At 59.5% G+C, this 25,133-nt stretch carries 23 protein-coding genes; 12 read left to right on the top strand and 11 right to left on the bottom strand.

Annotated features, from left to right (window positions below; translation table 11 throughout):
- The first annotated feature begins 158 nt into the window (after positions 1-158).
- The 7 genes from EK369_RS01040 (at position 159) to lexA (ending at position 5,765) form a co-directional block, all read left to right on the top strand.
- Positions 159-752, top strand: a complete 594-nt coding sequence (locus EK369_RS01040) for an aminodeoxychorismate/anthranilate synthase component II (RefSeq protein WP_127111836.1) — start codon at positions 159-161, stop codon at positions 750-752.
- Positions 749-1,768: an anthranilate phosphoribosyltransferase gene (gene trpD, locus EK369_RS01035; RefSeq protein WP_127111835.1), complete on the top strand. Its 1,020-nt coding sequence runs from the start codon at positions 749-751 to the stop codon at positions 1,766-1,768. The genes EK369_RS01040 and trpD overlap by 4 nt, the downstream gene beginning before the upstream one ends.
- Before the next feature lie 57 nt (positions 1,769-1,825).
- The gene (locus tag EK369_RS01030) at positions 1,826-2,482 is read left to right on the top strand and encodes a uracil-DNA glycosylase (protein ID WP_127111834.1); all 657 of its coding nucleotides are present in this window, start codon (positions 1,826-1,828) and stop codon (positions 2,480-2,482) included.
- Positions 2,479-3,291 (top strand): indole-3-glycerol phosphate synthase TrpC, encoded by an 813-nt coding sequence (gene trpC, locus EK369_RS01025; RefSeq protein WP_127111833.1) that lies wholly within the window; start codon positions 2,479-2,481, stop codon positions 3,289-3,291. The genes EK369_RS01030 and trpC overlap by 4 nt, the downstream gene beginning before the upstream one ends.
- Complete coding sequence (gene moaC / locus EK369_RS01020; protein WP_127111832.1) at positions 3,291-3,776, top strand: cyclic pyranopterin monophosphate synthase MoaC; 486 nt, start codon at positions 3,291-3,293, stop codon at positions 3,774-3,776. Before trpC ends, moaC begins: the two co-directional genes overlap by 1 nt.
- Complete coding sequence (locus tag EK369_RS01015; RefSeq protein WP_127111831.1) at positions 3,773-4,948, top strand: molybdopterin molybdotransferase MoeA; 1,176 nt, start codon at positions 3,773-3,775, stop codon at positions 4,946-4,948. The genes moaC and EK369_RS01015 overlap by 4 nt, the downstream gene beginning before the upstream one ends.
- A gap of 100 nt (positions 4,949-5,048) precedes the next feature.
- On the top strand, positions 5,049-5,765 hold the full coding sequence (gene lexA / locus EK369_RS01010; RefSeq protein WP_127111830.1) for a transcriptional repressor LexA: 717 nt from the start codon (positions 5,049-5,051) through the stop codon (positions 5,763-5,765).
- A 3-nt stretch (positions 5,766-5,768) separates the two neighbouring features.
- Here lexA and EK369_RS01005 read toward each other — a convergent pair whose 3' ends face one another.
- Entirely contained in the window at positions 5,769-7,799 is a 2,031-nt protein-coding gene (locus EK369_RS01005; RefSeq protein WP_127111829.1) for a ComEC/Rec2 family competence protein, read from the bottom strand.
- 79 nt (positions 7,800-7,878) lie between these two features.
- Between EK369_RS01005 and gltX the strand changes: the two genes are divergently transcribed.
- The 4 genes from gltX (at position 7,879) to EK369_RS00985 (ending at position 12,435) form a co-directional block, all read left to right on the top strand.
- The gene (gltX, locus tag EK369_RS01000) at positions 7,879-9,294 is read left to right on the top strand and encodes a glutamate--tRNA ligase (RefSeq protein WP_127111828.1); all 1,416 of its coding nucleotides are present in this window, start codon (positions 7,879-7,881) and stop codon (positions 9,292-9,294) included.
- Positions 9,295-9,371: 77 nt separating this feature from the next.
- Positions 9,372-10,667, top strand: a complete 1,296-nt coding sequence (gltA, locus tag EK369_RS00995) for a citrate synthase (protein ID WP_127111827.1) — start codon at positions 9,372-9,374, stop codon at positions 10,665-10,667.
- Between the two features lie 192 nt (positions 10,668-10,859).
- The gene (locus tag EK369_RS00990; RefSeq protein ID WP_127111826.1) at positions 10,860-11,672 is read left to right on the top strand and encodes a calcium-binding protein; all 813 of its coding nucleotides are present in this window, start codon (positions 10,860-10,862) and stop codon (positions 11,670-11,672) included.
- Positions 11,673-11,931: 259 nt separating this feature from the next.
- On the top strand, positions 11,932-12,435 hold the full coding sequence (locus EK369_RS00985) for a DUF2087 domain-containing protein (protein WP_127111825.1): 504 nt from the start codon (positions 11,932-11,934) through the stop codon (positions 12,433-12,435).
- Positions 12,436-12,444: 9 nt separating this feature from the next.
- Here EK369_RS00985 and EK369_RS00980 read toward each other — a convergent pair whose 3' ends face one another.
- The 10 genes from EK369_RS00980 to EK369_RS00935 all read right to left on the bottom strand — a co-directional run bounded on the left by EK369_RS00980 (position 12,445) and on the right by EK369_RS00935 (position 23,925).
- Positions 12,445-13,221: an enoyl-CoA hydratase-related protein gene (locus tag EK369_RS00980; protein WP_127111824.1), complete on the bottom strand. Its 777-nt coding sequence runs from the start codon at positions 13,219-13,221 to the stop codon at positions 12,445-12,447.
- 68 nt (positions 13,222-13,289) lie between these two features.
- On the bottom strand, positions 13,290-13,742 hold the full coding sequence (locus tag EK369_RS00975; RefSeq protein ID WP_127111823.1) for a cytochrome c-type biogenesis protein: 453 nt from the start codon (positions 13,740-13,742) through the stop codon (positions 13,290-13,292).
- Entirely contained in the window at positions 13,739-15,712 is a 1,974-nt protein-coding gene (locus tag EK369_RS00970) for a heme lyase CcmF/NrfE family subunit (RefSeq protein ID WP_127111822.1), read from the bottom strand. Before EK369_RS00970 ends, EK369_RS00975 begins: the two co-directional genes overlap by 4 nt.
- Positions 15,713-15,771: 59 nt before the next feature.
- The gene (locus EK369_RS00965; protein ID WP_127111821.1) at positions 15,772-16,302 is read right to left on the bottom strand and encodes a holin family protein; all 531 of its coding nucleotides are present in this window, start codon (positions 16,300-16,302) and stop codon (positions 15,772-15,774) included.
- Positions 16,293-16,904 carry a holin-associated N-acetylmuramidase gene (locus tag EK369_RS00960; protein WP_127111820.1) on the bottom strand — a complete coding sequence of 204 codons (612 nt, stop codon included), beginning with the start codon at positions 16,902-16,904 and terminating at the stop codon, positions 16,293-16,295. Before EK369_RS00960 ends, EK369_RS00965 begins: the two co-directional genes overlap by 10 nt.
- Before the next feature lie 132 nt (positions 16,905-17,036).
- Positions 17,037-17,486 carry a cytochrome c maturation protein CcmE gene (gene ccmE, locus EK369_RS00955; RefSeq protein ID WP_127111819.1) on the bottom strand — a complete coding sequence of 150 codons (450 nt, stop codon included), beginning with the start codon at positions 17,484-17,486 and terminating at the stop codon, positions 17,037-17,039.
- Positions 17,487-17,508: 22 nt separating this feature from the next.
- The gene (gene argC, locus EK369_RS00950; RefSeq protein WP_127111818.1) at positions 17,509-18,534 is read right to left on the bottom strand and encodes an N-acetyl-gamma-glutamyl-phosphate reductase; all 1,026 of its coding nucleotides are present in this window, start codon (positions 18,532-18,534) and stop codon (positions 17,509-17,511) included.
- A 163-nt stretch (positions 18,535-18,697) separates the two neighbouring features.
- Positions 18,698-19,510, bottom strand: coding sequence for a glutamate racemase (locus EK369_RS00945; RefSeq protein WP_127111817.1), 813 nt, complete (start codon positions 19,508-19,510; stop codon positions 18,698-18,700).
- Between the two features lie 18 nt (positions 19,511-19,528).
- The gene (locus EK369_RS00940) at positions 19,529-20,401 is read right to left on the bottom strand and encodes a lysophospholipid acyltransferase family protein (RefSeq protein ID WP_127111816.1); all 873 of its coding nucleotides are present in this window, start codon (positions 20,399-20,401) and stop codon (positions 19,529-19,531) included.
- Positions 20,402-20,505: 104 nt separating this feature from the next.
- A complete protein-coding gene (locus tag EK369_RS00935) occupies positions 20,506-23,925 on the bottom strand; it encodes an indolepyruvate ferredoxin oxidoreductase family protein (protein ID WP_127111815.1) in 3,420 nt (1,139 codons plus the stop codon).
- Positions 23,926-24,097: 172 nt separating this feature from the next.
- Between EK369_RS00935 and EK369_RS00930 the strand changes: the two genes are divergently transcribed.
- The gene (locus EK369_RS00930; RefSeq protein WP_127111814.1) at positions 24,098-25,003 is read left to right on the top strand and encodes a LysR family transcriptional regulator; all 906 of its coding nucleotides are present in this window, start codon (positions 24,098-24,100) and stop codon (positions 25,001-25,003) included.
- Positions 25,004-25,133 lie beyond the last annotated feature (130 nt).

Genomic DNA, 25,133 nt, shown 5'->3' with positions numbered 1-25,133 from the left:
GTTGTCTCCGATCGCGCCTATCGCGCCACGAAGTGCTGTTTCTGAGGGCGTTCCTGCTCGCGCCCCCCTTGACCCTGCGCGTCAAGCCTGAACATGTATACCGCGACCATGGGCAGGGTCTCTACCCTGTTTTCACACTTAAGACGAAGAAGTGCAAAATGCTGCTCCTGATCGATAATTACGACAGCTTTACCTACAATCTGGTGCATTACCTGGGTGAATTGGGCGCAGATGTCAGCGTTTATCGCAACGACGCTCTGACCGTGCAGGACGCCATGGGCATGAACCCGGCGGGGATTCTGCTGTCTCCGGGCCCCTGTGATCCGGATCAGGCCGGTATCTGTCTTGCCCTGACCGAAGCCGCGGCAGAAACAAAAACACCACTGATGGGCGTATGTCTGGGGCATCAGACCATCGGTCAGGCCTTTGGCGGCGAGGTGGTGCGCTGTCACGAGATCGTACACGGCAAGATGGGCAAGATGCACCACAACGGTGGCGGTGTCTTTGCCGGGCTGCCCTCGCCCTTTGACGCCACGCGGTACCATTCGCTGGTGGTGGATCGTGAAAGCCTGCCGGACTGTCTCGAGGTCACCGCCTGGCTCGAGGACGGCACGATCATGGGTCTGCAGCACAGGGAACTGCCTATTCAGGGCGTACAGTTCCACCCCGAATCCATCGCCTCAGAGCACGGTCACGCGATGCTCAAGACATTTCTCGACATGATGCCCGCCACAGAAGGGGAACCGGCATGAGTGACGCGATCAAGCCCCTTATCGGTGCCGCCGCCGAACGCCCGCTGACCCGGGATGAGGCTGAACAGGCCTTTGAGATCCTGTTCGAAGGCGAAGCCACGCCCAGCCAGTGTGGTGGCCTGTTGATGGCCATGCGAACGCGTGGTGAGACAGTTGACGAATATGCGGCAGCCGCTGCCGTGATGCGCGCCAAGTGTAACGCTGTGAAAGCCCCCAAAGGTGCGATGGACATCGTCGGCACCGGTGGTGACGGCAAGGGCACGCTGAACATCTCGACCGCCACAGCCTTTGTGGTGGCCGGCGCAGGCGTGCCCGTCGCGAAACACGGCAACCGCAACCTGTCGTCGAAATCCGGCGCGGCAGATGCCCTCGGGCAGATGGGCATCAACGTCATGGTCGGGCCTGCGGTGGTGGAACGGGCGCTGGCAGAATGCGGCATCGCCTTTATGATGGCGCCGATGCACCACCCGGCCATCGCCCATGTAATGCCAACCCGGCAAGAGCTGGGCACCCGCACGATCTTCAACATCCTTGGCCCTTTGACCAACCCGGCAGGTGCCAAACGTCAGCTCACCGGCGCCTTTTCCCGCGATCTGATCCGCCCTATGGCCGAAACCTTGGCACAGCTGGGCAGTGAACGCGCATGGCTGGTGCATGGGTCGGACGGTACGGACGAACTGGCCATCTCCGGCGTGAGCTGGGTGTCAGCGCTAGAGACGGACGGAACGGTGAAAGACATCGAACTGCACCCGGAAGATGCCGGGCTGCCTGTGCATCGGTTTGAGGACATTCTTGGCGGCACACCGGAACAAAACGCCATTGAATTCCGCAACCTGCTTGGCGGCGCGCAGAATGCCTATCGCGATGCGGTGCTTTTGAATTCGGCGGCTGCCCTTGTGGTGGCAGACGCTGCGAGCGATCTGCGAGAAGGCGTTGAAAAAGCACGCGAAAGTATCGACAGTGGTGCGGCAAAGGCCAAGATCGAAGCTTTGGCCAAGGCAACCTCGGCCACCTGAGGCAATCGCAGCCAAGCGGTTTCGAAACCGCTTGGTCCCGACCCGGAAAGATCGCTTATGCACTACCCTGACACCTGGGCTCATCTGCCGTTCTTTACCTCGGACTACCCGGCGATTTCCAAAACGCTTGCGCAGGACACAAGAGACATTCTGCCCCCCGAGGATCAGGTGTTCGCAGCGTTCGAACGCTGCGCCCCGCAAGCGACGCGCGTTGTCATCCTGGGCCAGGATCCTTATCCGACACCCGGCCATGCGCATGGGCTGTCGTTTTCGGTTGAGCCCCACGTGCTGCCGTTGCCAAGATCGCTGAACAACATCTTCAAGGAAATGATCGATGACCTTGGCGCAGCGCCTCTTACCGGCGACCTGCGGTTTTGGGCCGATCAGGGCGTCCTGTTGCTCAATACAGTTCTGACCGTGCCGTCCGGTCAGGCCAACGGCCACGCAAAGCTTGGGTGGCAACCCCTTGCGCAACAGGTGCTGCGCGAGGTCTCGCAGAGACCCACGGCCTTTGTTCTTTGGGGCAAACAGGCGCAGGCCCTTGCGCCTCACATCTCAACGCCTAAAAATGGCGGCGACCATCTGCTGATCGAATCTGCGCATCCGTCACCATTGTCGGCGCGGCGCGGATTTTTCGGCTCGCGTCCGTTTTCACGGATCAACACGTGGCTCGTCGCCCGAGGTGAGCCGCAAATCGACTGGACGACTGCATGACTGAGACTGTTCTCGACAAGATCAAGGCTTACAAGCTCGACGAAGTGGCCGCTGACAAGGCCGCCAAGCCACTCGAAGCACTCGAAGCCGAAGCCCGAGAGGCAAGCCCTGTCCGCGGCTTTGCCGAAGCCTTGCGGCTGAAAGCACGTGAGGGCTATGGGTTGATCGCCGAAGTCAAAAAAGCTTCGCCTTCCAAGGGGTTGATCCGGCCCGATTTTGACCCGCCATCGCTCGCGCAGGCCTATGAGGCCGGAGGGGCTGCCTGTCTGTCCGTGCTGACGGATACGCCGAGCTTTCAGGGGGCCAAGGACTATTTGACCGCCGCGCGCGAAGCGACTAGCCTGCCAGCGCTGCGCAAGGATTTCATGTACGACACCTATCAGGTTGCCGAAGCCCGTGCCCTTGGCGCGGATTGTATCCTGATCATCATGGCGTCGGTCAGCGATGCCCAGGCCCAGGAACTCGAAGACGCCGCCTTTGGCTGGGGCATGGATGTGCTGATTGAAGTGCATGATGCCGCCGAGCTTGAGCGCGCCTGTCACCTGAAGTCGCCGTTGATGGGCATCAACAACCGCAATCTCAAAACCTTTGAGACCACACTCGACACCACGCGCACCCTGTCAAAACTGGTCCCCGCGGATCGGATGCTGGTGTCTGAAAGCGGTCTGAACAGCTCAGAAGATCTGGCGGACATGGCCCGTTACGGGGCGCGCATCTTCCTGATCGGCGAAAGCCTGATGCGTCAGGATGATGTCGAAGTCGCAACGCGCAGCCTGTTGGCCAATCCCCTGCGCCCCGGAGGTTTCTGATGGCAACGGATACCGGTCTGACCCATTTTGATGGCAAGGGCGACGCCCACATGGTGGATGTCTCCGACAAGGCCGTCACATCGCGCGTCGCCGTGGCCGAAGGCTGGATCAGGATGGCGCGGGAAACCTTTGATATTATTCAGGAAGGTCGCGCCAAAAAGGGGGATGTTCTGGGCGTTGCGCGTCTCGCCGGGATCATGGGTGCAAAACAGTGCTCAACGCTGATCCCCCTGTGTCACCCCCTGCCCATCACCAAAGTTGCCGTGGAACTGACACCGGACGCTGCCCTGCCGGGAGTGCGGATTGAGGCCACCGTGAAAACCACGGGTCAAACGGGTGTTGAGATGGAGGCGCTGACAGCTGTCAATGTCGCGGCGCTGACGGTCTATGACATGTCCAAGGCCGTGGATAAAGCGATGGAGATCGGCGGTATCCGCGTGGTCCTGAAGGATGGCGGAAAATCAGGGAGATACGAGGCGGAATGATCACGGTTTCAGAAGCTCTCGATCATCTGTTCGCACTGGCCTCACCCTTGGATGTTGAGACCGTCCCCTTGTCACAAGCCAACGGCCGCGTTCTGGCAAAGAGCGTCAGAGCAACGCGAAATCAGCCCCCCTTTGCTGGGTCCGCCATGGACGGCTACGCGATGATCGCACAAGAGGTCACGCCGGGCGTCCGCTTTGACGTGATCGGAGAGGCCGCTGCCGGGCATGCCTTTGAGGGCAAGGTCCGGTCTGGTCAATGCGTGCGCATTTTCACCGGTGCGCCTGTGCCTGACGGGGCCACCCGCGTGGTCATTCAAGAGGATGTGACCCGCGACGGTGACACCATCACGCTGCGCGAAACCCTCGACCAGGGATTTCACATTCGCCCCGCGGGCGCAGATTTCACCGACGGGCAAGAGTTTTCCGCACCGCGGCTTTTGTGCCCTTCTGACATTGCGCTTTTGGCAGCGATGAACATTGCCGAAGTGCCGGTCACACGCCGCCCGCGCGTCGCGATCCTGTCGACCGGCGATGAATTGGTGATGCCAGGTGAAAACCCCGGCCCCGATCAGATCATTGCCTCGAACTCTTTTGGGTTGCAGGCCATGCTGCGTGATCTTGGGGCAGAAGCCCGACTTTTGCCGATCGCACGCGACACGCGCGAGTCCTTAGAGACCGCATTTTCTCTTGTGGATGACGCGGACCTTGTGCTGACCATAGGGGGTGCATCGGTTGGGGATCATGATCTGGTGGGGGATGTGGCCGCGGACCTCGGCATGGATCGCAGCTTTTACAAAATCCTGATGCGCCCCGGAAAACCGTTGATGGCAGGCAGGCTTGCTGGTGGTGCCATGATGATCGGACTGCCCGGCAATCCGGTCTCGGCCATGGTTTGCGGGCATGTCTTTGTGACACCGGTCGTGCGTGCCATGCTGGGCCTGGGCGCCGCGCCCGCGCCGGAACGCAGCGCCCCGCTGGCGGCATCGGTTCCGGCCAATGGACCCCGTCAGCACTATATGCGCGCGCGGGTTGAGAACGGGACAATGACCATCTTTGAGCGTCAGGACAGCTCTCTCTTGACGGTTCTGGCCGAGGCCAATGCCCTTGCAATCCGCCCGCCGAATGATGAGACACGCGAGGCGGGCGAGGTTCTTGGGTTCCTGCCAATCTAGGGCTTTGCGGATTATGTTCACGGCCTGTTCCCAAATTCGTTGACACAAAACAGGAACATGCGTAGAACAAAAGCATATGCAGCCGCAAAAGAGGCCCCTCATGCTGACCAAAAAGCAACTGGACCTGCTCGAATTCATTCACATTCGTTTGCAACGGGATGGCGTCCCGCCGAGCTTTGATGAAATGAAAGATGCGTTGGACCTACGCTCAAAATCCGGCATCCACAGGTTGATCACCGCCCTAGAAGAGCGTGGCTTTATCCGGCGACTGGCTCACCGGGCCCGGGCCATTGAGATTGTAAAGCTGCCGGAATCGCTTGGCGGCGTTCCTTCTGCGCCAACCACATCCGGGTTTGAACCACGTGTGATCAACGGCCCGCATCCGTCGCCGTCACAACCGGCGAATGTGACACCGGACGAGGTTATTCTGCATGCCCGTGAACTGCCTGTCATGGGTAAGATCGCAGCCGGGGTTCCGATTGAAGCCATCAGCCACGTGGATCACCACATTGCCGTTCCCGGTGCCATGTTGCGCAACGCTGGCAGCCACTATGCGCTGGAGGTCAAGGGCGACTCGATGATCGAAGCGGGCATCAACAATGGTGATGTCGTGATCATCCGCGAAACCACGACTGCGGATAACGGCGATATTGTTGTGGCCTTGGTCGAAGATCAGGAGGCGACGCTGAAGCGGTTCCATCACAACGGCAGCTCGATTGCCCTCGAAGCCGCCAATGCGGCCTATGAAACCCGGGTCTACCCCGAGGACAAGGTTAAGGTTCAGGGCTGTCTGGTCGGATTGATCCGCACCTACTGACGCCTATTTCGCCTGGTTCCAAAGACGCAGCCCGCTGACCTCGCGGGCTGTTTTCATTTTTAGCCCCCCCTTGTCGGCATGCAGGGAAATGGCGCCCGTCGATTTCAGGACTGACGGCGTGAAGACAGTGCATGGCAAATCACTGACTGCCTCATGGGTGAAGACAACGATATCGCCCTGCCCACAATCTCGAAACGCCAGCGACGCGGTTTTGCCTTTGACATGCAGCACACGGCTGTCACCAATCGCTGTTTGGGACACATCCCCCGAACCGCCAATGAATCGCGCGGCGGCCTGTTCCTGATCCGCCGAGTCGCCGTCATTCTCGAGCCAGTTGGAGGCGATAAAGCCCGCACCGCGTGGTTTGCTCAATGCCCGCCCGTCGGGGGTCATGACGCCCACCAACCCACCCGTATCAGCGATCAGGACATCAGGACGTTCTGACCTTTGCCACAGGGTCAGCGCCGCAAGGGCCACAACCAACCCAAGTGCCCTGAGACGTCCCTGCCACATCATCAGAACCAACATGCCCATCGCAAACAAGGGGAGCACCAGCCCCGGCGGACTGAGCACATACCCCCGTGCGTCAGGACGATCGGCAAAGACATGTGCGACAGTCAGAATCCATTCGAGCCCCAACCCCATCGCCCAGAGGCCAATGCCCTCCAGCCCAAACGGGGCCAGACACAAGGCCAGTACCGCCGAAGGGACAACAAGCATGCCCATGACCGGCACCGCCAAGAGGTTCGCTGGCAACCCATAGTGCGAGATCACGTTGAAATGGGCCGCTGCAATCGGTGCTGTGGCCAGCCCTGCAACCAAGGATGAGATGAACACTGCGGCCACCGGACGTAACCATCGCGGCAATCTGAACCCCTCATGGTCCCGCAAGACGCCGAACACTGCCACCAGCGCCGTTGTCGCGGCAAAGGACATCTGGAACCCAGGCCCCAGGATCGTCTCGGGGCGCAACAGCATGACGATGATGGCAGCCAGGGCAACGGCCCGTAGGCTCAGCGCTCGGCGATCTAACATCACCGCAACAAGGGCAACCGCCGCCATGATAAAGGCCCGCTGGGTGGCCACATTGCCGCCCGACAGCGCCAGATAAACCGCCGAAGCTCCCAGAGCGGTTACTGCAGCGATCTTTTTGGCTGACACGCGTAAGCCAATCGCAGGCACAAGCGAAATGCCAAAGCGCACCACAGCGAATACGAACCCGGCCAACAGCCCCAGATGCAGCCCCGAGATCGCCAGTAAATGCGCGAGATTGGATCCTCGGAGTGCGTCGACTGTGGACCGCCCGATACCACTGCGATCCCCGGTCGACACGGCCGCAGCAAACCCACCCACATCTCCGGGCAGATAAGTCTGAATGTGGTGTGACATGGCCATCCGCAGGCCAAACACGCCCTGTCCTGATACCGGATTCTGCAGAGCAAGCACAGGTGTCCGGGTGTAGCCGACCGCGCCGATCCGCTGAAACCAGGCATGGCGCTGAAAATCAAAGCCCCCCGGCTCGACCGCGCCCGATGGCGGCGAAAGGTGTCCTGCCATGATCACCCGCATCCCCGGCATGGGGGTCACATAAGCCTGCTCTCCGTGCAACGAAACGCGCACCAGATGGGGGGTGCGTGTGGGCGGAACATTGTCGAGCACCACATCACCAAGCGTCATCCGCAGCTTGTCCGATCCAGAACGGTCCAACCCCACAACCTCGCCCTCGATGGCGCCGTAGTAGCGAAACTCCAGAACCGGGGCGGCCACGTGTACCGCGCGGAAATTGGCGAGGACGATGCCGAATGCCACAAAGCTGAGACCAACAAACACCGGAGCCAGCCCTTCGTGCGAGCGGGCTGCGATCAGAACGCAAGCGACTGAAACCATTCCGCAGCTGATCAACTCCCAGTCATGGGGTTCGCGCGGCAACATGAAGTACCCCCCGATCCCGGTTGCGATGCAAACCGGAACCCAGGGGAACAGATGCCCCCGCTGGCCTTGTACAGCCGCGGCAATCAGGGCAAACAAGCGCAAGCCTTGTCCTCATTCCGGAGGGTCGTTAGACAGGCGCCAACGCTAGCTCCATTTTGGTTACGGAAAGGTTAAGACCGTCATGACAGACCAGGTCGTCACCCGCTTTGCCCCCTCGCCCACCGGTTATCTGCATATTGGCGGTGCGCGCACCGCGCTGTTCAATTGGCTTTATGCCCGGGGCCGCGACGGCAAGTTCCTGCTGCGCATCGAAGACACCGACCGCGCCCGTTCAACCCCCGAAGCAACCGAGGCTATCCTGCAGGGCCTAAGCTGGCTGGGGCTGGACCATGACGGCGACGTGGTCAGCCAGTTCGAAGGGGCGGCACGGCATGCTGAAGTGGCACGCCAGCTCTTGGCCGAGGGCAAAGCCTATAAGTGCTTTTCCACACAGGAAGAAATCCAGGCATTTCGCGAACAGGCCCGCGCCGAAGGCAAGTCCACCCTTTTTCGCAGCCCCTGGCGGGAGGCCAATGCCAGCACACACCCGGACGCCCCCTTTGCCATCCGGATCAAGGCACCAAACGAAGGCACTACCGTCATTCGCGACGAAGTTCAGGGCGACGTGACCATTCGCAACGACCAGCTGGACGATATGATCCTGCTGCGCTCGGATGGTACGCCCGTCTACATGCTGGCGGTTGTTGTGGATGATCACGACATGGGCGTGACCCATGTGATCCGCGGCGATGACCACCTGAACAATGCCGCACGCCAGATGATGATCTATCAGGCGATGGGGTGGACTGTTCCGGTTTGGGCTCATATTCCACTGATCCACGGGCCGGATGGCAAGAAATTGTCCAAACGTCATGGCGCACTTGGGGCCGAAGAATATCAGAAGATGGGCTATCCTGCCGCCGGCATGCGCAATTACCTCGCGCGCTTGGGCTGGAGCCACGGGGACGATGAATTCTTTTCGGACGCGCAGGCACAGGACTGGTTCGATCTGGACGGAATCGGCAAAAGCCCTGCACGGTTTGATACAAAAAAGCTGGAAAACCTTTGTGGTCAACATATCGCTGTTAGCGATGACGCCGCACTGCTGCATGAGCTGGGTGATTTTCTCGCTGCGACCGGGTCCCACCCCCTCAGCGACGAAAAGTCCGCATTGATGCAACGTGCGATGTATTGCCTCAAAGAGCGGGCCAAGACTTTTCCAGAACTCCTTGATAAAGCAGAGTTTGTTCTCGCAAGTCGCCCAATTGAACCGGATGAGAAAGCCGCCAAAAACCTCGATACGGTATCCCGTTGTATACTGAATGAATTGACGCCGCAGCTGCAAAATGCTAGCTGGACCCGAGACGGTTTGGAGGCTGTCACGGGCGCCTTCGCTGATGCGAAGGAAATCAAGTTTGGCAAGATGGCCGGTCCGCTGCGGGCAGCCCTTGCAGGACGCGCCGCGACCCCCAGCGTGTTTGACATGATGCTCGTCCTTGGACGCGACGAAACAGTTGCGCGGATCGAGGAAGCATCACAACAAAAAGACGGGACCTGACGCCAACTTGGCAGTCCGGCCCCCTAATGGAAACCTCCCCGGCGGTCCGCGCATGGGGCACGAGAGGAAGAAACAGTATGTCCGAGACTGAAAAGAAAGCCACACTGACGATTGACGGCAACTCATACGAGCTGCCCATCTATTCGCCAACCGCAGGCCCAGACGTGCTGGATATCCGCAAGCTTTATGGCCAGGCTGGTGTGTTCACCTATGACCCCGGCTTTACCTCTACCGCGTCCTGCGACTCGACCATCACCTACATTGATGGTGAAAAAGGTGTCCTTTTGCACCGTGGCTACCCCATCGATGAGCTGGCCGGCAAATCGCATTACCTCGAAGTGTGTTTCCTCTTGCTCTACGGCTATCTGCCGTCGGCCAAGGAGCTGGATGAATTCGAAACCACGATCACGCGCCACACCATGGTGCATGAGCAGATGATCAACTTCTTCCGCGGTTTCCGCCGTGACGCGCACCCGATGGCTATTATCGTGGGTGTTGTCGGGGCGATGTCGGCATTCTACCACGATTCGACCGACATCAATGATCCGCTGCAACGCGAGATCGCCTCGCACCGCTTGATTGCAAAGATGCCGACAATCGCCGCGATGGCCTATAAATACACAATTGGTCAGCCCTTTGTGTATCCGCGCAACGATCTGGATTATGCGTCCAACTTCCTGCGCATGTGTTTTGCAGTACCTTGCGAAGATTATGAGGTGAACCCGATCCTGGCCCGTGCCATGGACCGCATCTTTACCCTGCATGCAGATCACGAACAGAATGCGTCGACCTCAACTGTGCGTCTGGCCTCGTCCTCGGGTGCCAACCCGTTTGCCTGCATCGCTGCCGGTGTCGCCTGTCTCTGGGGCCCCGCGCACGGTGGCGCCAACCAGGCCTGTCTGGAAATGCTGAAAGAGATCGGCACTCCGGACCGCATCCCCGAGTTCATCGCACGCGCCAAGGACAAGAACGATCCATTCCGGCTTATGGGCTTTGGTCACCGCGTCTACAAGAACTTTGACCCGCGCGCGACTGTGATGAAGCAGTCGGCTGACGAAGTGCTTGACCTTCTGGGTGTTGAAGACAACCCGGTTCTCGCCACCGCCAAGGCGCTGGAAGAGGCTGCGCTGGCGGACCCATACTTCTCCGAGAAAAAACTGTTCCCGAACGTCGATTTCTATTCGGGCATCATTCTCGAAGCGATGGGCTTTCCGACCTCGATGTTCACCCCGATCTTTGCCTTGTCGCGCACGGTTGGCTGGATCTCGCAATGGAAAGAGCAACTGTCGGATCCGGCCCACAAAATCGGCCGTCCTCGTCAGCTGTACCAAGGCGAGACAGAGCGCAACTATGTGGACATCGAAGACCGGTAAATCCACCGAGTTACCCAAATTACAACGCGCTCCGGCACCATCCGGGGCGCGTTTTTTGTTAACGATTCAGTAACTATTCCTATCAGGCGACATGGAATTGTTAACGAAAACGATACAATATATTGAATTTATTGACTTTTTGACAAAACCCAGCCAACTTTGTGGCGATTTTTAGGCACGAGGTTTCAAAACATGCTGATCGCATTGAGTGTTCTGTTGGGGGTCGCGTTCTGGGTTTGGGTGATTGATGAGGTCACTGACGACGACGATGACACTTCATCCTCGTCGGAGTCAGAGTTGGAAACCGCAGAGGTCTCTGACGATATCCTTGTGGATGAAGGCGACAATGACCTGCTGATCGGCACCGAAGGCGAAGACGCGCTGGACGGTGGAACGGGCTATGATATCGCCTTTGGGCTTGAAGGCGAAGACACTCTGGCAGGTGGCTCCGAAGACGACCTGCTTTTGGGCGGACAGGACAATGACCTTGTTCAGGGCGGCAGCGGAGACGACGTCCTGGTTGGGGGCGATGGCAGCGATACGCTGATCGGCAACAGCGGCGATGACGTGATCGACGGTACCTCGCAACTGGACGAAGACGCGCTGCAGGCTTCCGCTGAAACCGCGGCGACCATCGATGATCTGACCTACTCTCTTTCCAGCGATCCAGACACTGACGACGGCGATGTGATCGAGGGACGTGGCGGTGATGACCAAATCATCATGGGCAGCATGGACTCGGTCTCCGGCGGTTCCGGATCAGACCTCTTTGCGGGAGGGGACTGGATCACACCGGGCGAACCGGCGATCATAGAAGACTATGATGCCTCGGAAGACGCCATAATCTATTCCTATGATGACAGCAGTCCTGAGCCGACCATCACGACCTCTGTTGACGGCACCACTGGCGACGCCACGGTTTTTGCTGATGGTGACGAGGTCATGATTGTTTTGGCTGCCGGACCAACCTTTAACGCTGACAATGTCACTCTGGTGGCGGCCTGAGCCACAGTCACCTAACTCTTGGATGCGGGGGCGTGATGAACATTCATCGCGCCCCATTTCTGTCTGGTTCAGGGGATTGCAAAGCCGAACGGCCTGAACTACGTCTTGGGCACGGTCCGCAGTTCACCGAGGCGCCGCCGGTCACCTGACCACGCTAAACCTGCGAGATGTACCGACTGCATGCTTTTGCCGTGCTGTCGACAAGGGCGGCCATCGACCCCGACCACCGGGAGGCACGGATCGCCAAAGGATGCATTCCATGACCAAAGAGGTAACCCCCCTCTTCATTGCCGACGTGTCGGCATTTACCAAATCCCTGCGCAAATTTCTCGCGGTTGAAGACAGCCTGCCCGGTCACGCCGCCATGCTGGCCCTGATCGCCAAGTCGGCGGGATACCGCAATCATCAGCACCTGCGCAGCTTGCCTGTGGACAATGCGCTGGACACCTTGGCCCTCAAGCGCGCACGCCGCGTGTTTGACGCCTCTGGTCGCATGACCCGCTGGCCCAAACAGACCAAGGTCCAAGGGCTGTGCCTGTGGCCATTTTGGGCACGGCTTCCGGCCCATCAGGACATGAAAGAGGCCGAGGTGAATGCAGTTTTGCAAGAGGGCATGGCGTTTGACGACCATGTCCTGTTGCGCAGGTCGCTGATTGATCACGGTCTTGCCACCAGAGAAACGGACGGCAGCGCCTATCGCCGTGTTGAGCGTAAACCGACGCCCGAGGCCCTGGCCCTCATGGCCCACATAAAGGGCCGCTAACGCCCGAGATCAGCGCCCCTCATAGGTTGCGGGGCGCTTTTCAAGAAAGGCGACAACACCCTCTTGGAAGTCGCGTGTTTTGCCGCATTTGCCTTGCAATTGGGCCTCAAGCGCCAATTGCTCTTCCAGCTCATTGCCATCAGACGCCTGCAACGCCTGCTTGATATGGGCATATGCCACGGTGGGGCCTTCGGCCAGATGTCGGGCGCGGGCTTTCCAGGTTTCCTCAAACTCCGCGTCGGCCACGGCCTCCCAGATCATGCCCCAGCTCTCGGCTTTGCGGGCTTCGATCTTTTCGGCAAAGAGCGACATGCCCATGGCGCGTGCATGACCGGCCACACGGGGCAGAACATAGGTGCCACCTGCGTCCGGGATCAGACCAATGCGCGAGAACGCCTGCATGAAGTATGCGCTTTCAGCAGCGATCACCACATCCGCCGCAAGCGCCAGGTTTGCCCCTGCCCCGGCGGCGGCGCCGTTCACGGCGGATATCACCGGTACCGGGCAATTGGTGATCGCGCGGATCATCGGTGCATATTCATCGCGCAAACCGCGTTCGAGATCCATGCTCGCCGCACTGCCACCATCGCCCAGGTCCTGCCCGGAACAAAAGGCCCGACCCTCACCGGTCAACACGACCACCCGGGCCTCTCGGCCCCCGGTGATCACCGCATCCGTAATCTCGGCGCGCATCTGCTGGGTCAGAGCATTCATCACCTCGGGACGGTTCAGCGTCACCACGGAAATACCGTCCTCAAGACGGTAATCGATTGTCTGATAGTCCATGCGCGCATCCTCCTTGATTCAAATGGAACCTAGGGTGCAGCATAGGTGACCACAAGCGCAACCTGACGTTATTCGTCCAGGATTTCCTTTAGTCGCGCCTGCTCGTCTTCACTCAGTTTCTTTTCGGCCGTGCGAGGTGCCTTGGCGCGACCACGCAAATAAAACACTGCGGTCAACAATGCCAGGAACAACATCGCCGGGCCCGCCAGCCACAGCACCAAATTGGACCCACCGGTTTGGGGGCGCAGCAACACGTATTCGCCGTAACGATCCACGATATAGTTCATCGCTTGCTCGTTCGTGTCTCCGGCAACCAGACGTTCACGCACGAGTATGCGCAATTCACGAGCAAGTTCGGCGTTGGATTCGTCGATGCTTTCGTTCCGACACACCAAACACCGCAGGTCCTTGGACATTTCACGGGCGCGCTCTTCCAGCACCGGGTCATCCAAAACTTCGTCTGGTTGAACCGCCCAGACCGGGGCGGCCATCAACATCAGGACCAGGATCATCCGTATCATTCTGCTGGCACTCCTGCCGAGGGGGCTTTGCGGGCCCCTGCAGCCACGCGGAAACGTCGATCACTCAGGCTGAGAAAGCCCCCGAAAGACATCATAGCGCAGCCAAACCAGATCCAGTTGGTCAGCGGCTTGATATAGGTGCGCATGGTAAAGCCACCATCCGATTGCGGATCGCCAACCACGACATAGACGTCACGCAGGAAGCGATAGTCAATCGCCGCTTCGGTCGTGGGCATGGAACTGACCGGATAGACACGCTTTTCCGGGTGCACCAAGGCAACGAATTTGCCGTTTCTGTGCACGGTCACGTCGGCCATGGTCGACATATAGTTTGGCCCCTGCACCGCCCGCACATCCTGCAGCGTAAACTCAAAGGCGCCAACGGTATAAGGCTCGCCCTTATAGGCCACGCGGATATCTTCCATTTCCCAAGCCGTCAGTCCGGCAATGCCAAAGATGGTCACGCCAAACCCGGCATGGGCCACCGCCTTGCCCCAGTCCGCCCGAGGCAAACGGCGCAAGCGCTGGAAACGTTGCCCGAAAGCACCCCGGCCTGTACGACTGGTCAGGTCTGTGATCGCTCCAAAAACCAGCCACGCCCCGAGGAACAAGCCAACAGGACCCAAGAGACTGCGCCCGGTCTGCATGGCCCAGACCAGCCCGGCAAGCGCCAGTGCCAGCACAAATGCTGGTAGCAAGGGTTTGGCGACACGAGCCAGATTGGCCCGTTTCCAGGGCAACATGGCCCCGACCGGCAACACAATGCCCAGAAGCACCATGAAGGGCGTAAAGGCCATGTTGAAGAACGGCGGTCCGACACTCAACTTACGGGTAAAAAAGATTTCGGAGACCAGCGGCCAGATGGTGCCAACAAAAACAACAAAACAGGCCACTGCCAAAAGAATGTTGTTCAACACCAGCACGCTTTCACGGCTGACCATGCTGAAAACACCTTTGGCTTCCATCGCGCTGGCACGGGCCGCAAACAGCATCAGCGCGCCCCCCATGAAGACCAGCAGAATCGCGAGGATAAACACACCCCGCTCCGGGTCATTGGCAAAGGCGTGCACCGACGTGATGACGCCCGAGCGCACGATGAACGTCCCGATCAACGAGAACCCAAAGGCAAGGATGGCCAACAGGATTGTCCAGCTTTTCAAAGCCTCGCGTTTTTCGACCACAACGGACGAGTGCAACAGCGCCGCCGCCAGAAGCCAGGGCATGAAGGACGCGTTTTCAACCGGATCCCAGAACCAGAACCCGCCCCAACCGAGTTCGTAATAGGCCCACCAGGACCCCAGTGCGATACCAATGGTCAGAAAGATCCAAGCCGCGAGTGTCCAAGGACGCACCCAACGTGCCCAAGCGGCATCCACACGCCCCTCGATCAGGGCTGCAACGGCAAAAGAAAACGCCATCGAAAGCCCCACATAGCCGAGGTACAGGAACGGCGGGTGCAGCGCGAGGCCGACATCCTGCAACAGCGGGTTCAGGTCGTCGCCGTCAAACGGCGGCGCGGAAATCCGCAGGAACGGGTTCGACGTAAACAGAATGAACGCAAAGAACGCCACAGCAACCCAGGCCTGAACCGACAGCGCACGGGCCCGCAATGTGGGCGGCAGGTTGCCTCCGAACCAGGCCAGTGTTGCGCCAAAGATCGTCAGGATCAGCACCCACAAAAGCATCGACCCTTCGTGGTTGCCCCAAACACCACTGATCTTGTAGATCATCGGTTTGGCCGAATGCGAGTTCAGCGTCACCAGGCGCACTGAAAAGTCCGACACCACAAAGGCATAGGTGAGCGCGAGAAATGAGAACATCGTCAGCAAGAATTGCATACCTGCTGCGGGTTCCGCCACGGCCATCCAGCCTGGCCACCGTTTGTGCGCGCCGATAAGGGGAACAATGCCTTGAACCAATGCGGTCAGGGCGGCGAGGATCAGGGCGAAATGGCCAAGTTCTGTAATCATGAGCAAACATATACTTCGCCCACAGAAGGTGGCCAATGACTTTCGTCATGTTTGCCCGATCACTTTGTCGCGGTTTGTGAATTTGCCTTGCGCCAATCCTCGAGGGCTGGATTGGTATCGCGTGTCTCAACCGTCTGCAACAGCTTCAGGTTCTCAACCACAGTAGGCACCTGCGCCATGCTTGCAGCTATGGATCGCTGGAACTCTTGTCCCTTGGCCTGATGGCGCGCGCCAAAGTAGAAACTGACGATGACCCCCAGCAACCACCACAAAGGTTCGGGCACAAGGGCGATCCCCGCCATGCGGGCCGCAAACCACACCGGATCGATCATGGCCGACATGATAAGCCCAAGGCACCCCAACGCCATCAAAGGTCGGGGCAGCCGGTTTATGGCATCCATGGCGCGATCAAACAGTCCGCGACCCTGTGGATAGAACTCGGCCCCATGGGCCGCCATGGCCGCCAGTTGCACGTCCTTGCCGCGTTCAGCGCCTGCTTCTGCGTTTTCACGAAAAACCTCGGCGGTTTCCTTGACCGCATTGCGGCCGCCACCAAAAATCAGGCTCAGAACCTGCCCAATCAACCCCATGTCGCCACCCTCGCCTGAAATGCCGCGTCACTCAGATGGTAGCGCGGCGAAATGAACTCCTCGGCCCGCGTGATCCACCCGCCTTTGCCGCCCCGCCTGCTGCGCGCGTACTTGCGTGACGCGGGGCGGCGATCCGCAAGGCGGAAATAGTAGTTTCGGCGCGCGATCCCATAGGCATCCCCCAGGTGCTCTGGTGCCGCCTGGGCGGCCAGCCAGCATGCCTCGACGGTTTTCGGGCCGATCACGCCGTCGACATCGACGGCATGCCCCATGTCACCCAACAGACGCTGCAGAATCTTCACCGCGTTGCCGCCGGCGTTGACATACATGTCGAACACACTGGCCTGCAGGCTTTGTGGCAGCTGTCCGATCCGAGGTGCCTCAAAATAGTGTTTCAGATAAATCTCAATCGCTTGCGCGCGGCTCAGACGCTTGACGTCGCGCGCGTCCACTTTGCCGTTTTTATCCAGATCCAGCCCAAGGCGTCGCATGGTGTGAATGGTCACACCGTGATTGGTCGCCCCGCCGGGATCATCCGGATCGTTCACGTAGCCACCCTCGCGGGCCACGATGGCTTCAGCAATTTCCCGCACCGTCTGCATTATTCACCTCGCCGAAAGATTCGAAGCTTAGGCTGACGAGAAACGGTTAACAGCGCCTCAGACCAACGTACGCAGGCCCGAAAACGCAAAACGCCCCGGAATGGTCTCCGGAGCGTTTTGGTTGGGTTTGGATTAGCTTTCGGGGTCGGGTTCGACGTAGACGCCTTGTTCTTTCAGTGCGTCGACGACCTCTTTGGGCATGTAGGTCTCGTCGTGTTTGGCGAGGATCTCATCGGCGACAAAAACCCCGTTCATGTAGCGCCCTGTTCCGACCATGCCCTGGTTCTCTTCAAAGAGGTCGGGCAGCACGCCGGTAAAGGCCACCGGAATCGACGCCCCACCGTCGGTCACGCTGAAGGTCACGGTCTCGCCCTCGCCGCGCACAAGAGTGCCCTCTTCGACGAGGCCGCCAATGCGGAACACTTCGGTCGGTCCCGGAGGTGCCTCGGCCACCTCGCTCGGCGAGCGGAAAAAGTTGATGCCGTCGCGCATGGCATAGCCAATCAGCGCGGTCGACACCGCAAGCGCGACAAAGGCCAAGAGAATGACCTGTACGCGGCGTTTCTTTTTGAGGTTTTTCATCCTCACTCCTCTCTCTCAAGAACTACGGGAAGACCGGCGCCAACATCAGGCCCTCTGTTTCCTCTTCCCCGAGCATGAGGTTCGCATTTTGCAGCGCCTGCCCGCTCGAGCCCTTGGTCAAATTGTCCAGCGCCGCGATCACGATCACGCGGCCTTCGATCCGGTCCGCAACCACGCCGACATGGCAGAAGTTCGACGCCCGGATATGTTTCGTGCTGGGGGCTTCACCGAAAGGCAGAACCTCAACAAACGGCTCATTTTCATAAGCCTTTTCAAGAGTTTCATACACTTCCTGCGCATTCCCATGCACATAGGCCGTCCCCAGGATACCCCGGTTTGCAGGCACCAGATGCGGGGTGAACTGAATGCGCACCTCACGCCCGGCAATCTTGCTGAACTCCTGGTCAAACTCGCCCAGATGCCGGTGTTTTCCACCCACGGCATAGGCGTGATAGCCTTCGCTCAGCTCGGCATGCAAAAGGTTTTCCTTGAGCGACCGACCTGCGCCGGAGACTGCACATTTGAGATCCAGAATGATATGATCAAAGTCAATTACCCCGGCCTTGATCAGGGGTGACAGCATGTACTGGCCCGTGGCCGCGTTACAGCCCGTTCCCGCCACCAGACGCGCAGTTTTGATGTCGTCGCGGTAGAACTCGGTCAGCCCATAAACCGCCTCGGCCTGACACTCCAAAGCATCGTGCTGACCGCCATACCATTTGGCGTATTCTTCCGGGTCGCGCAGCCGGAAATCGGCAGACAGATCAACCACTTTCAGCGACTTCGGCAGCGCCTTGATCACCTTCTGAGAGGTGGCGTGCGGCAGGGCACAGAAACACAGATCGACCTCGGCAAAATCGATCTCGTCAATCTTGCAGAGCGTGGGCAGATCGAGGTGGCGCAGATGAGGGAAAACGGCGGCCATTTCCATGCCTGCTTTACGGTCGGCAGACAGGGCAACAATGTCCATTTTCGGGTGCGTGGCGATCAGCCGGACCAGCTCGGCCCCGGTGTAGCCGGAGGCGCCCAAAATGGCGATTTTGTGCATGTTGTACATCTTTTCGGACCCCTTTTGTCCAAGTTGTACAACTTTGTTGTACAACTTCGTTAACCCATCTCGGGTCATTCGTTATGATTTGACGCAGAACCGCACCAGTTTGCTCGGCGCAGAACTTAAGCTTTGATTCATGAAATTGCGAGGGGCGTGAGTGTCACGCCGACTGAAAGGTGATCTTTCGTCGCAAGAATTGCGTCGCACGGTCCGAAACGCGGGCCGCGTCCCCCGTCGTCAGGAACAGTGATTCGGTCCCGGCCCCGATCATGTTGGGGTGGCGCTGCAGGTAATCTGCCAGCGACTCGGCCACGAGATTGGCCTGACTGTAGACCTGGACGTCGTGGCCCAGAGCATCCTGAAAGGTGTCATGCATCAGCGGGTAGTGTGTGCACCCGAGGATGGCCGCCTGTGGGTCCGGCATCTTGCGTTTGAGAGCATCGACATGCGACCGCACCAGCGCTTCGGCAAGGATCAGGTCACCCTCTTCGATGGCATCCACCACGCCCCCGCAGGCCTGTGCCTCGACGTCGACGCCGATGGCCCGGAACGCCAGTTCACGTTGAAACGCCCGGCTGGACACGGTGGCAGGCGTGGCAAAGAGCGCCACATGTTTGACCTCGACCTCGCGGGGCGGCGAGTTGTCGCCCCAGCTGCGTTCGGTCAATGCCTCGATCAGAGGTACAAAGACACCAAGCACGCGCTTGTCGGTGGGAATCCAGCTTTCCTGCATCCGGCGCAGGGCGGCGGCGCTGGCGGTGTTGCAGGCCAGGATGATCAGGTCACAGCCCGCATCCCACATGCGTTCCACGGCGGCCGTGGTCAGGTTGTAGATGTCATCGGCATCGCGCACGCCATAAGGCGCATGTGCATTGTCACCAAAATACACGGTCGGCAAATCCGGCAACCTCTTGGTCACCGCATCAAGAACGGTCAGACCGCCCAATCCACTGTCAAAAATGCCTACTGCCATTGTCGTTGCCTATAGCCTTCAGGCCCGGTGCTTTTCCTCGAACTCAAACCCATAGCCATTGGCAGGCAAGGGTCTTGGCGACAAGTCATAGGTCCGTTGGCGCAGGAAGTCCATCAGCCCTTTGGAGTCGCCCGCAAATTGCTGAATTTCGCTTGCTGGGATCGGTGTGCCGATCGCGGCCTCGACCGGTTCATCCACGCGTTTGCCGAATTCCTTGATCAAGAGGCCCAGCCGCAGGGTGCTGTGCAGGTGGCTGGCAACCTGAAACAGGCGGCTGGTGTGGCCTTCGAAATAGACCGGCACCACCTGCGCGTTGGACTTGGCGATCATGCGCGCGGTAAAGCTGCGCCAGCCGGGATCCAGCGGGCGGCCAAAGGGTTTGGCGGCAGTTGACACGGTGCCACCGGGAAAGATGCCAATCGCCCCGCCCTGCCCCAGATAGTCCAGCGCCACCTTGCGGGTCTGCAGGTTCAGGCGCACCGCCTCTTTGGTGTCGTCGAAGGAAATCGGCAGGACGATGCGGCTGACCTCATCCGCCTTTTGAAAGACGTTGTTGGCGAGAATGCGAAAATCGCCGCGCACCTGGCTGAGCATATGGCCCATCATCATGCCGTCGAGGATGCCAAAGGGGTGATTGGCCACCAGCAAGAGCGGGCCGGTTTTGGGGATATTGTCGAGCGTGCCACCGATGACGTTCAGCGACAGCCCGTAGCGCTCCATCATGACGCACCAGAAATCGCGGCCGCCCGCCACCTCAACTTCGTAACCTGCCGCGCGTTTGATCAGGCCAAGGCGTCCGGTGGCGTTTTCCAGCGCCCGAATGACCGTACGCCCGCCCCGCGTGGTGGCGGAATGGGCATAGCTGATTTCGCGTGTGACGTTGCTGTGCATCTGTCCTGGGCCGGCATGTTCCTCAGGCGCGCCGTATAAGAAGGAACGGCGCGCCTGAGAAGAGCCTAAAGTGACGCTATGACAAAAGCGTTACAAGCCGGACACTATTCCGCGGCCTTGGGCTGTGCGTCGCCCCCGCGCAGCGCGGCGAGGCATTCCTCGCGGCGTTTGGCGGCCTTGGCCTCATTGGCTTGCTTGACCGGGCCAAAGCCGCGGATCTGCAGGGGCAGTTCGGCCAGGGCAATGGCGGCATCCGGGGCGTTGGTGGCGTGATCACGCAGGATAGCGCGCATGTCGCTTTCGTATTGCTTGATCAGCGCGCGCTCCATCTTGCGTTCCGCGGTGCGGCCAAAGATGTCAAACGGCGTGCCGCGCAAGGATTTCATGCGGGCCAGCAGGCGGAACCAGCGTTCCATGCTTGGCCCATATTCTTTCTTGCGCGGACGGCCATTGGGGCCTTCGGAGGTCAGCATGGGCGGGGCGAGGTGGTATTTGACGGTGAAATCGCCGTCGAAAACCTCGGCCGCCTTGGCGCGGCTTTCCAGATGCAGGCGCGCGACCTCGTATTCGTCCTTGTAAGACAGGAGCTTGTGATAGCCGAGGGCGATGGCCTCTTTCAGCTTGGGATCGGCGGCCTGATCGACCAGCTTGCGGTAACGTTTGGCCAGCCCCTTGCCCTGGTACTTCACCAGATGGTCGGCGCGGAAGGTGATTTTCTCGTCCAGCGACTTGGGCAGTTGCACCACGGTGGGCGACAGCATCTTTGCGGCATCCTCGGGGTAGAGCACGGCCCAGCGACCGATTTCAAAGGCCCGCAGGTTGCGTTCCACGGCGGCGCCGTTGACGGTGATGGCCTGACGGATCGCCTCGAGGCTGACAGGGATCAGACCCTTTTGCCAGGCACCGCCAAAGATCATCATGTTGGAAAAGATCGAGTCCCCCAGCACGACGCGGGCCAGCTCAGAGGCATCAAACAGCGCCAGACCCTCGCGCAGACGCGCCTCAAGAGCGACCTCCAAGCGGTTGGTGGGTAAGGTAAATTCGGTGTCCTGGGTAAAGTTGCCGGTGATGATCTCGTGACTGTTCACCACAGCCCCTGTGCGGCCCGTGGAGGTCAGGCCAAGGGTCTTGGCCCCCGCACTTACCACCAGATCGCCGCCGATCAGCGTGTCACATTCCCCGGTGGCAACGCGGATGGCGCTGATGTCTTCGGGGGTTTCGGCCAGACGGCAGTGGATGTGCACGGCGCCGCCCTTTTGCGCGAGGCCTGCCATCTCCATCATGCCTGCGGCCTTGCCGTCGATCTGCGCGGCCTGTGCCAGCACCGCGCCGATGGTCACAACGCCGGTGCCGCCGACGCCGGTGATGACCACGTTGTGGGTGCCGTCGATGGTGTTGATCTGAGGCTCGGGCATGTCGGGCAGATCAAGGCTGGCGGTGGCCTCTTTGCGAATGCTGCCGCCTTCGATGGTCAGGAACGACGGACAGAAGCCGTTGACGCAGGAGAAATCCTTGTTGCAGGAGGATTGGTTGATGGCGCGTTTGCGACCCAGTTCGGTTTCCACCGGTTCGATCGAGATACAGTTCGACTGTACCCCGCAATCGCCGCAGCCCTCGCAGACGTCGGTATTGATAAAGACCCGCTTGTCTGGATCAGGAAACAGTCCCCGCTTGCGACGGCGGCGTTTTTCCGAGGCGCAGGTCTGCACATAAACAATGGCAGACACACCTTTGATTTTGCTGAACTCTTCCTGAACCGGCATGAGGTATTCACGTTCGTGGAACTGGACCCCCTGTGGAAAGCCGGATTTGTCGAGATCTTCTTTGTCATCATAGACCACGGCAAGGTGTTCGACGCCCATGGCCATCACCTCATTGGCGATACGCTGGGGCGAGAGATCACCGTCATTGGCCTGACCGCCGGTCATGGCGACGGCGTCGTTGAACAGGATTTTGTAGGTGATGTTGGTGCCCGCGGCGAGGGCTGCGCGGATGGCCTGAACGCCAGAGTGGTTGTAGGTGCCATCGCCGAGGTTCTGGAACACGTGGTCACGGTTGGAAAACGGCGCCTCGCCGATCCAGTTCGCGCCCTCGCCCCCCATATGGGTAAAGCCGGTGGTCTCGCGGTCCATCCACTGCACCATGTAGTGACAGCCGATCCCGGCATAGGCGCGGCTGCCCTCGGGCAATTTGGTGGACGAGTTGTGCGGACAACCCGAACAGAACCACGGCGTGCGCGTGGCGATGTCTTCGGCGTTGTCGGCGCGGCGGGCATCGTCCAGGGATTGCATCCCGGCCTTGACGCCTTCGGTGCCGCGCCCCTCTTCGATCAGGATTTCCCCCAGCTTGGCGGCAATCATGATCGGATCGAGCGCACCACGGGTCGGGAACAGCTCTGGCCCATGCATGGACCCTGCGCCACCACCTTTGTGCCAGCCGTAAACCCGGCGGCCACGGCGGTCATCAAAGATGGCCTCTTTGACCTGCACCTCGATCAGTTTGCGTTTTTCTTCAACGATAACAACCAGATCAAGCCCTTCGGCCCAGTCGCTGAACCCTTTCATGTCGAGCGGGAAGGTCTGGCCGATCTTGTAGGTGGTGATGCCAAGACGCTCGGCTTCGCCTTCGTCAATGCCAAGCAGCGCCAGGGCATGTTCCAGGTCGAGCCAGTTCTTGCCAGCCGCAACAAAGCCGATCTTGGCACCGGGTTTGCCCCAGACACGTTTGTCCATCTTGTTGGCGCGGGAAAACGCCTCGGCGGCAAAGCGTTTATAGTCGATCATCCGCGCTTCTTGCGCGTGGGGCGTGTCGACAAGACGGATATTCAGCCCGCCCTCGGGCATGTCGAAATCTGGGTTCACAAAGGACAGGCGGTGGGGATCGCCGTTGACCACCGATGTCGCCTCGATCGTGTCCTTCATGGTCTTGAGACCCACCCAGACCCCGGCAAAGCGCGACAGAGCAATGCCATAGAGGCCGTAGTCCATGATCTCCTGCACACCTGCAGGAGAGACGATGGGCATATAGGCATCCACCAGCGCCCATTCGGACTGGTGCAGCACGGTCGAGCTTTCGCCGGTGTGGTCGTCGCCCATGGCCATCAGCACGCCGCCATTGGTCGATGTTCCCGCCATGTTGGCATGACGCATGACGTCACCGGTGCGGTCCACGCCCGGGCCCTTGCCGTACCAGAGGCCATAGACGCCGTCGAACTTGCCCTCGCCGCGCAGTTCGGCCTGTTGCGCACCCCAGAGCGCCGTGGCCGCAAGATCTTCGTTCAGGCCGGACTGAAACAGCACGTCATGCTCTTTCAGTTCCCGTTCGGCGCGCATCATCTGGCTGTCGACCGCGCCCAAAGGCGAGCCGCGATAGCCGGTGACATACCCGGCGGTGTTCAGCCCGGCAGCGGCATCGCGTACCTTTTGCATCAGCATGAGCCGCACCAGCGCCTGCGTGCCATTCAACAGCACATTGGTCTTTTCCAGGTCGAACCTGTCGTTCAGCGATACACTCTGGATACTCATCCCACGCCTCCCCTCGCATGATTTTCTCAATGTTTAATATAGGTCTATTTTAGGTCATAAATTATGACCTAACAACAAAATTCTGTGATCTTCACACATCCTGACCGCAAGGGCGGTTCCGTTTTTGGTCTGTTTCGCCTAGACATGCGTTGGGATAACGAAAGTTGCGGATATGGATTGGGACAAACTCAGAATCTTTCACGCGGTTGCGGATGCGGGCAGCCTGACCCATGCGGGGGACACGCTGCATTTGTCGCAATCCGCCGTGTCCCGGCAGATCCGCGCGCTGGAAGAGAGCCTGAATGCCACCCTGTTTCACCGCCATGCGCGGGGACTGATTCTCACTGAACAGGGTGAGTTGCTGTTTGATGCCACAAAATCCATGACCAAGCGTCTGGATGCGGCGGCGGCGCGCATCCGTGACAGTGAAGAAGAAGTGTTTGGTGAGCTGCGCGTCACCACGACCATCGGGTTCGGCACCCTTTGGCTGGCCCCGCGCCTGCCCAAGCTTTACGAGAAGTACCCGGATCTCAACATCGACCTGATGCTGGAGGAAAAGGTGCTGGACCTGCCGATGCGCGAAGCTGACGTGGCGATCCGCATGAAAGAACCCAGCCAGGCCGATCTGATCCGCAAGCGGTTGATGAGCGTGCACATGCGGTTGTTTGCGACGCCAAAGTATATCGAGGCCCATGGCAAACCGGAAACGCCTTCGGATCTCGGCAATCACCGGCTGATTTGTCAGAATGTCGGCTCGGCCCAGGTTGGCGCCGGGGCGAATCTGGTGCAGACGTTGCTGAGCAACGACATTCCCTCGGTTCTGTATGTGAACAATTATTTCGGGGTGCTGCAGGCGGTTCTGCATGACCTGGGCGTTGGGGTTCTGCCGGACTATGTGACCGAAGACTTCCCGCAATTGGTCCGGATTCTGCCGGAAGTTGATTCCGGTGAAATCCCGGTTTTTCTGGCCTATCCGGAGGAATTGCGCCAATCCAAGCGGATTGCGGCGTTCCGGGACTTTGTGCAGGAAGAAATCATTTCACACCGCAAGCAATTGAGAGAAAAGGGAAAACTGTAAGCTATGCAAAAAATGCATAGCGGGCATGCTGCGAAAGCAGTCTAGTTTTTCTTGAACGATTCAAAACTGATGCCTAATTGACCTCATGAAGACGGTGATTGCTTAAAAGCGCATCATCTTTATACCTCCC

The sequence above is a fragment of the Shimia sediminis genome (assembly GCF_003990645.1).
Lineage (GTDB): Bacteria > Pseudomonadota > Alphaproteobacteria > Rhodobacterales > Rhodobacteraceae > Shimia > Shimia sediminis.
This window is presented reverse-complemented; position numbering and strand designations above follow the sequence as displayed.

Bases quoted from the DNA above. Each gene is read 5' to 3' on its own strand.
- EK369_RS01040 (WP_127111836.1), top strand. From the start codon at position 159: ATGCTGCTCCTGATCGATAATTACGACAGCTTTACCTACAATCTGGTG.
- trpD (WP_127111835.1), top strand. From the start codon at position 749: ATGAGTGACGCGATCAAGCCCCTTATCGGTGCCGCCGCCGAACGCCCG.
- EK369_RS01030 (WP_127111834.1), top strand. From the start codon at position 1,826: ATGCACTACCCTGACACCTGGGCTCATCTGCCGTTCTTTACCTCGGAC.
- trpC (WP_127111833.1), top strand. From the start codon at position 2,479: ATGACTGAGACTGTTCTCGACAAGATCAAGGCTTACAAGCTCGACGAA.
- moaC (WP_127111832.1), top strand. From the start codon at position 3,291: ATGGCAACGGATACCGGTCTGACCCATTTTGATGGCAAGGGCGACGCC.
- EK369_RS01015 (WP_127111831.1), top strand. From the start codon at position 3,773: ATGATCACGGTTTCAGAAGCTCTCGATCATCTGTTCGCACTGGCCTCA.
- lexA (WP_127111830.1), top strand. From the start codon at position 5,049: ATGCTGACCAAAAAGCAACTGGACCTGCTCGAATTCATTCACATTCGT.
- gltX (WP_127111828.1), top strand. From the start codon at position 7,879: ATGACAGACCAGGTCGTCACCCGCTTTGCCCCCTCGCCCACCGGTTAT.
- gltA (WP_127111827.1), top strand. From the start codon at position 9,372: ATGTCCGAGACTGAAAAGAAAGCCACACTGACGATTGACGGCAACTCA.
- EK369_RS00990 (WP_127111826.1), top strand. From the start codon at position 10,860: ATGCTGATCGCATTGAGTGTTCTGTTGGGGGTCGCGTTCTGGGTTTGG.
- EK369_RS00985 (WP_127111825.1), top strand. From the start codon at position 11,932: ATGACCAAAGAGGTAACCCCCCTCTTCATTGCCGACGTGTCGGCATTT.
- EK369_RS00980 (WP_127111824.1), bottom strand. From the start codon at position 13,221: ATGGACTATCAGACAATCGATTACCGTCTTGAGGACGGTATTTCCGTG.
- EK369_RS00975 (WP_127111823.1), bottom strand. From the start codon at position 13,742: ATGATACGGATGATCCTGGTCCTGATGTTGATGGCCGCCCCGGTCTGG.
- EK369_RS00970 (WP_127111822.1), bottom strand. From the start codon at position 15,712: ATGATTACAGAACTTGGCCATTTCGCCCTGATCCTCGCCGCCCTGACC.
- EK369_RS00965 (WP_127111821.1), bottom strand. From the start codon at position 16,302: ATGGGGTTGATTGGGCAGGTTCTGAGCCTGATTTTTGGTGGCGGCCGC.
- EK369_RS00960 (WP_127111820.1), bottom strand. From the start codon at position 16,904: ATGCAGACGGTGCGGGAAATTGCTGAAGCCATCGTGGCCCGCGAGGGT.
- ccmE (WP_127111819.1), bottom strand. From the start codon at position 17,486: ATGAAAAACCTCAAAAAGAAACGCCGCGTACAGGTCATTCTCTTGGCC.
- argC (WP_127111818.1), bottom strand. From the start codon at position 18,534: ATGCACAAAATCGCCATTTTGGGCGCCTCCGGCTACACCGGGGCCGAG.
- EK369_RS00945 (WP_127111817.1), bottom strand. From the start codon at position 19,510: ATGGCAGTAGGCATTTTTGACAGTGGATTGGGCGGTCTGACCGTTCTT.
- EK369_RS00940 (WP_127111816.1), bottom strand. From the start codon at position 20,401: ATGCACAGCAACGTCACACGCGAAATCAGCTATGCCCATTCCGCCACC.
- EK369_RS00935 (WP_127111815.1), bottom strand. From the start codon at position 23,925: ATGAGTATCCAGAGTGTATCGCTGAACGACAGGTTCGACCTGGAAAAG.
- EK369_RS00930 (WP_127111814.1), top strand. From the start codon at position 24,098: ATGGATTGGGACAAACTCAGAATCTTTCACGCGGTTGCGGATGCGGGC.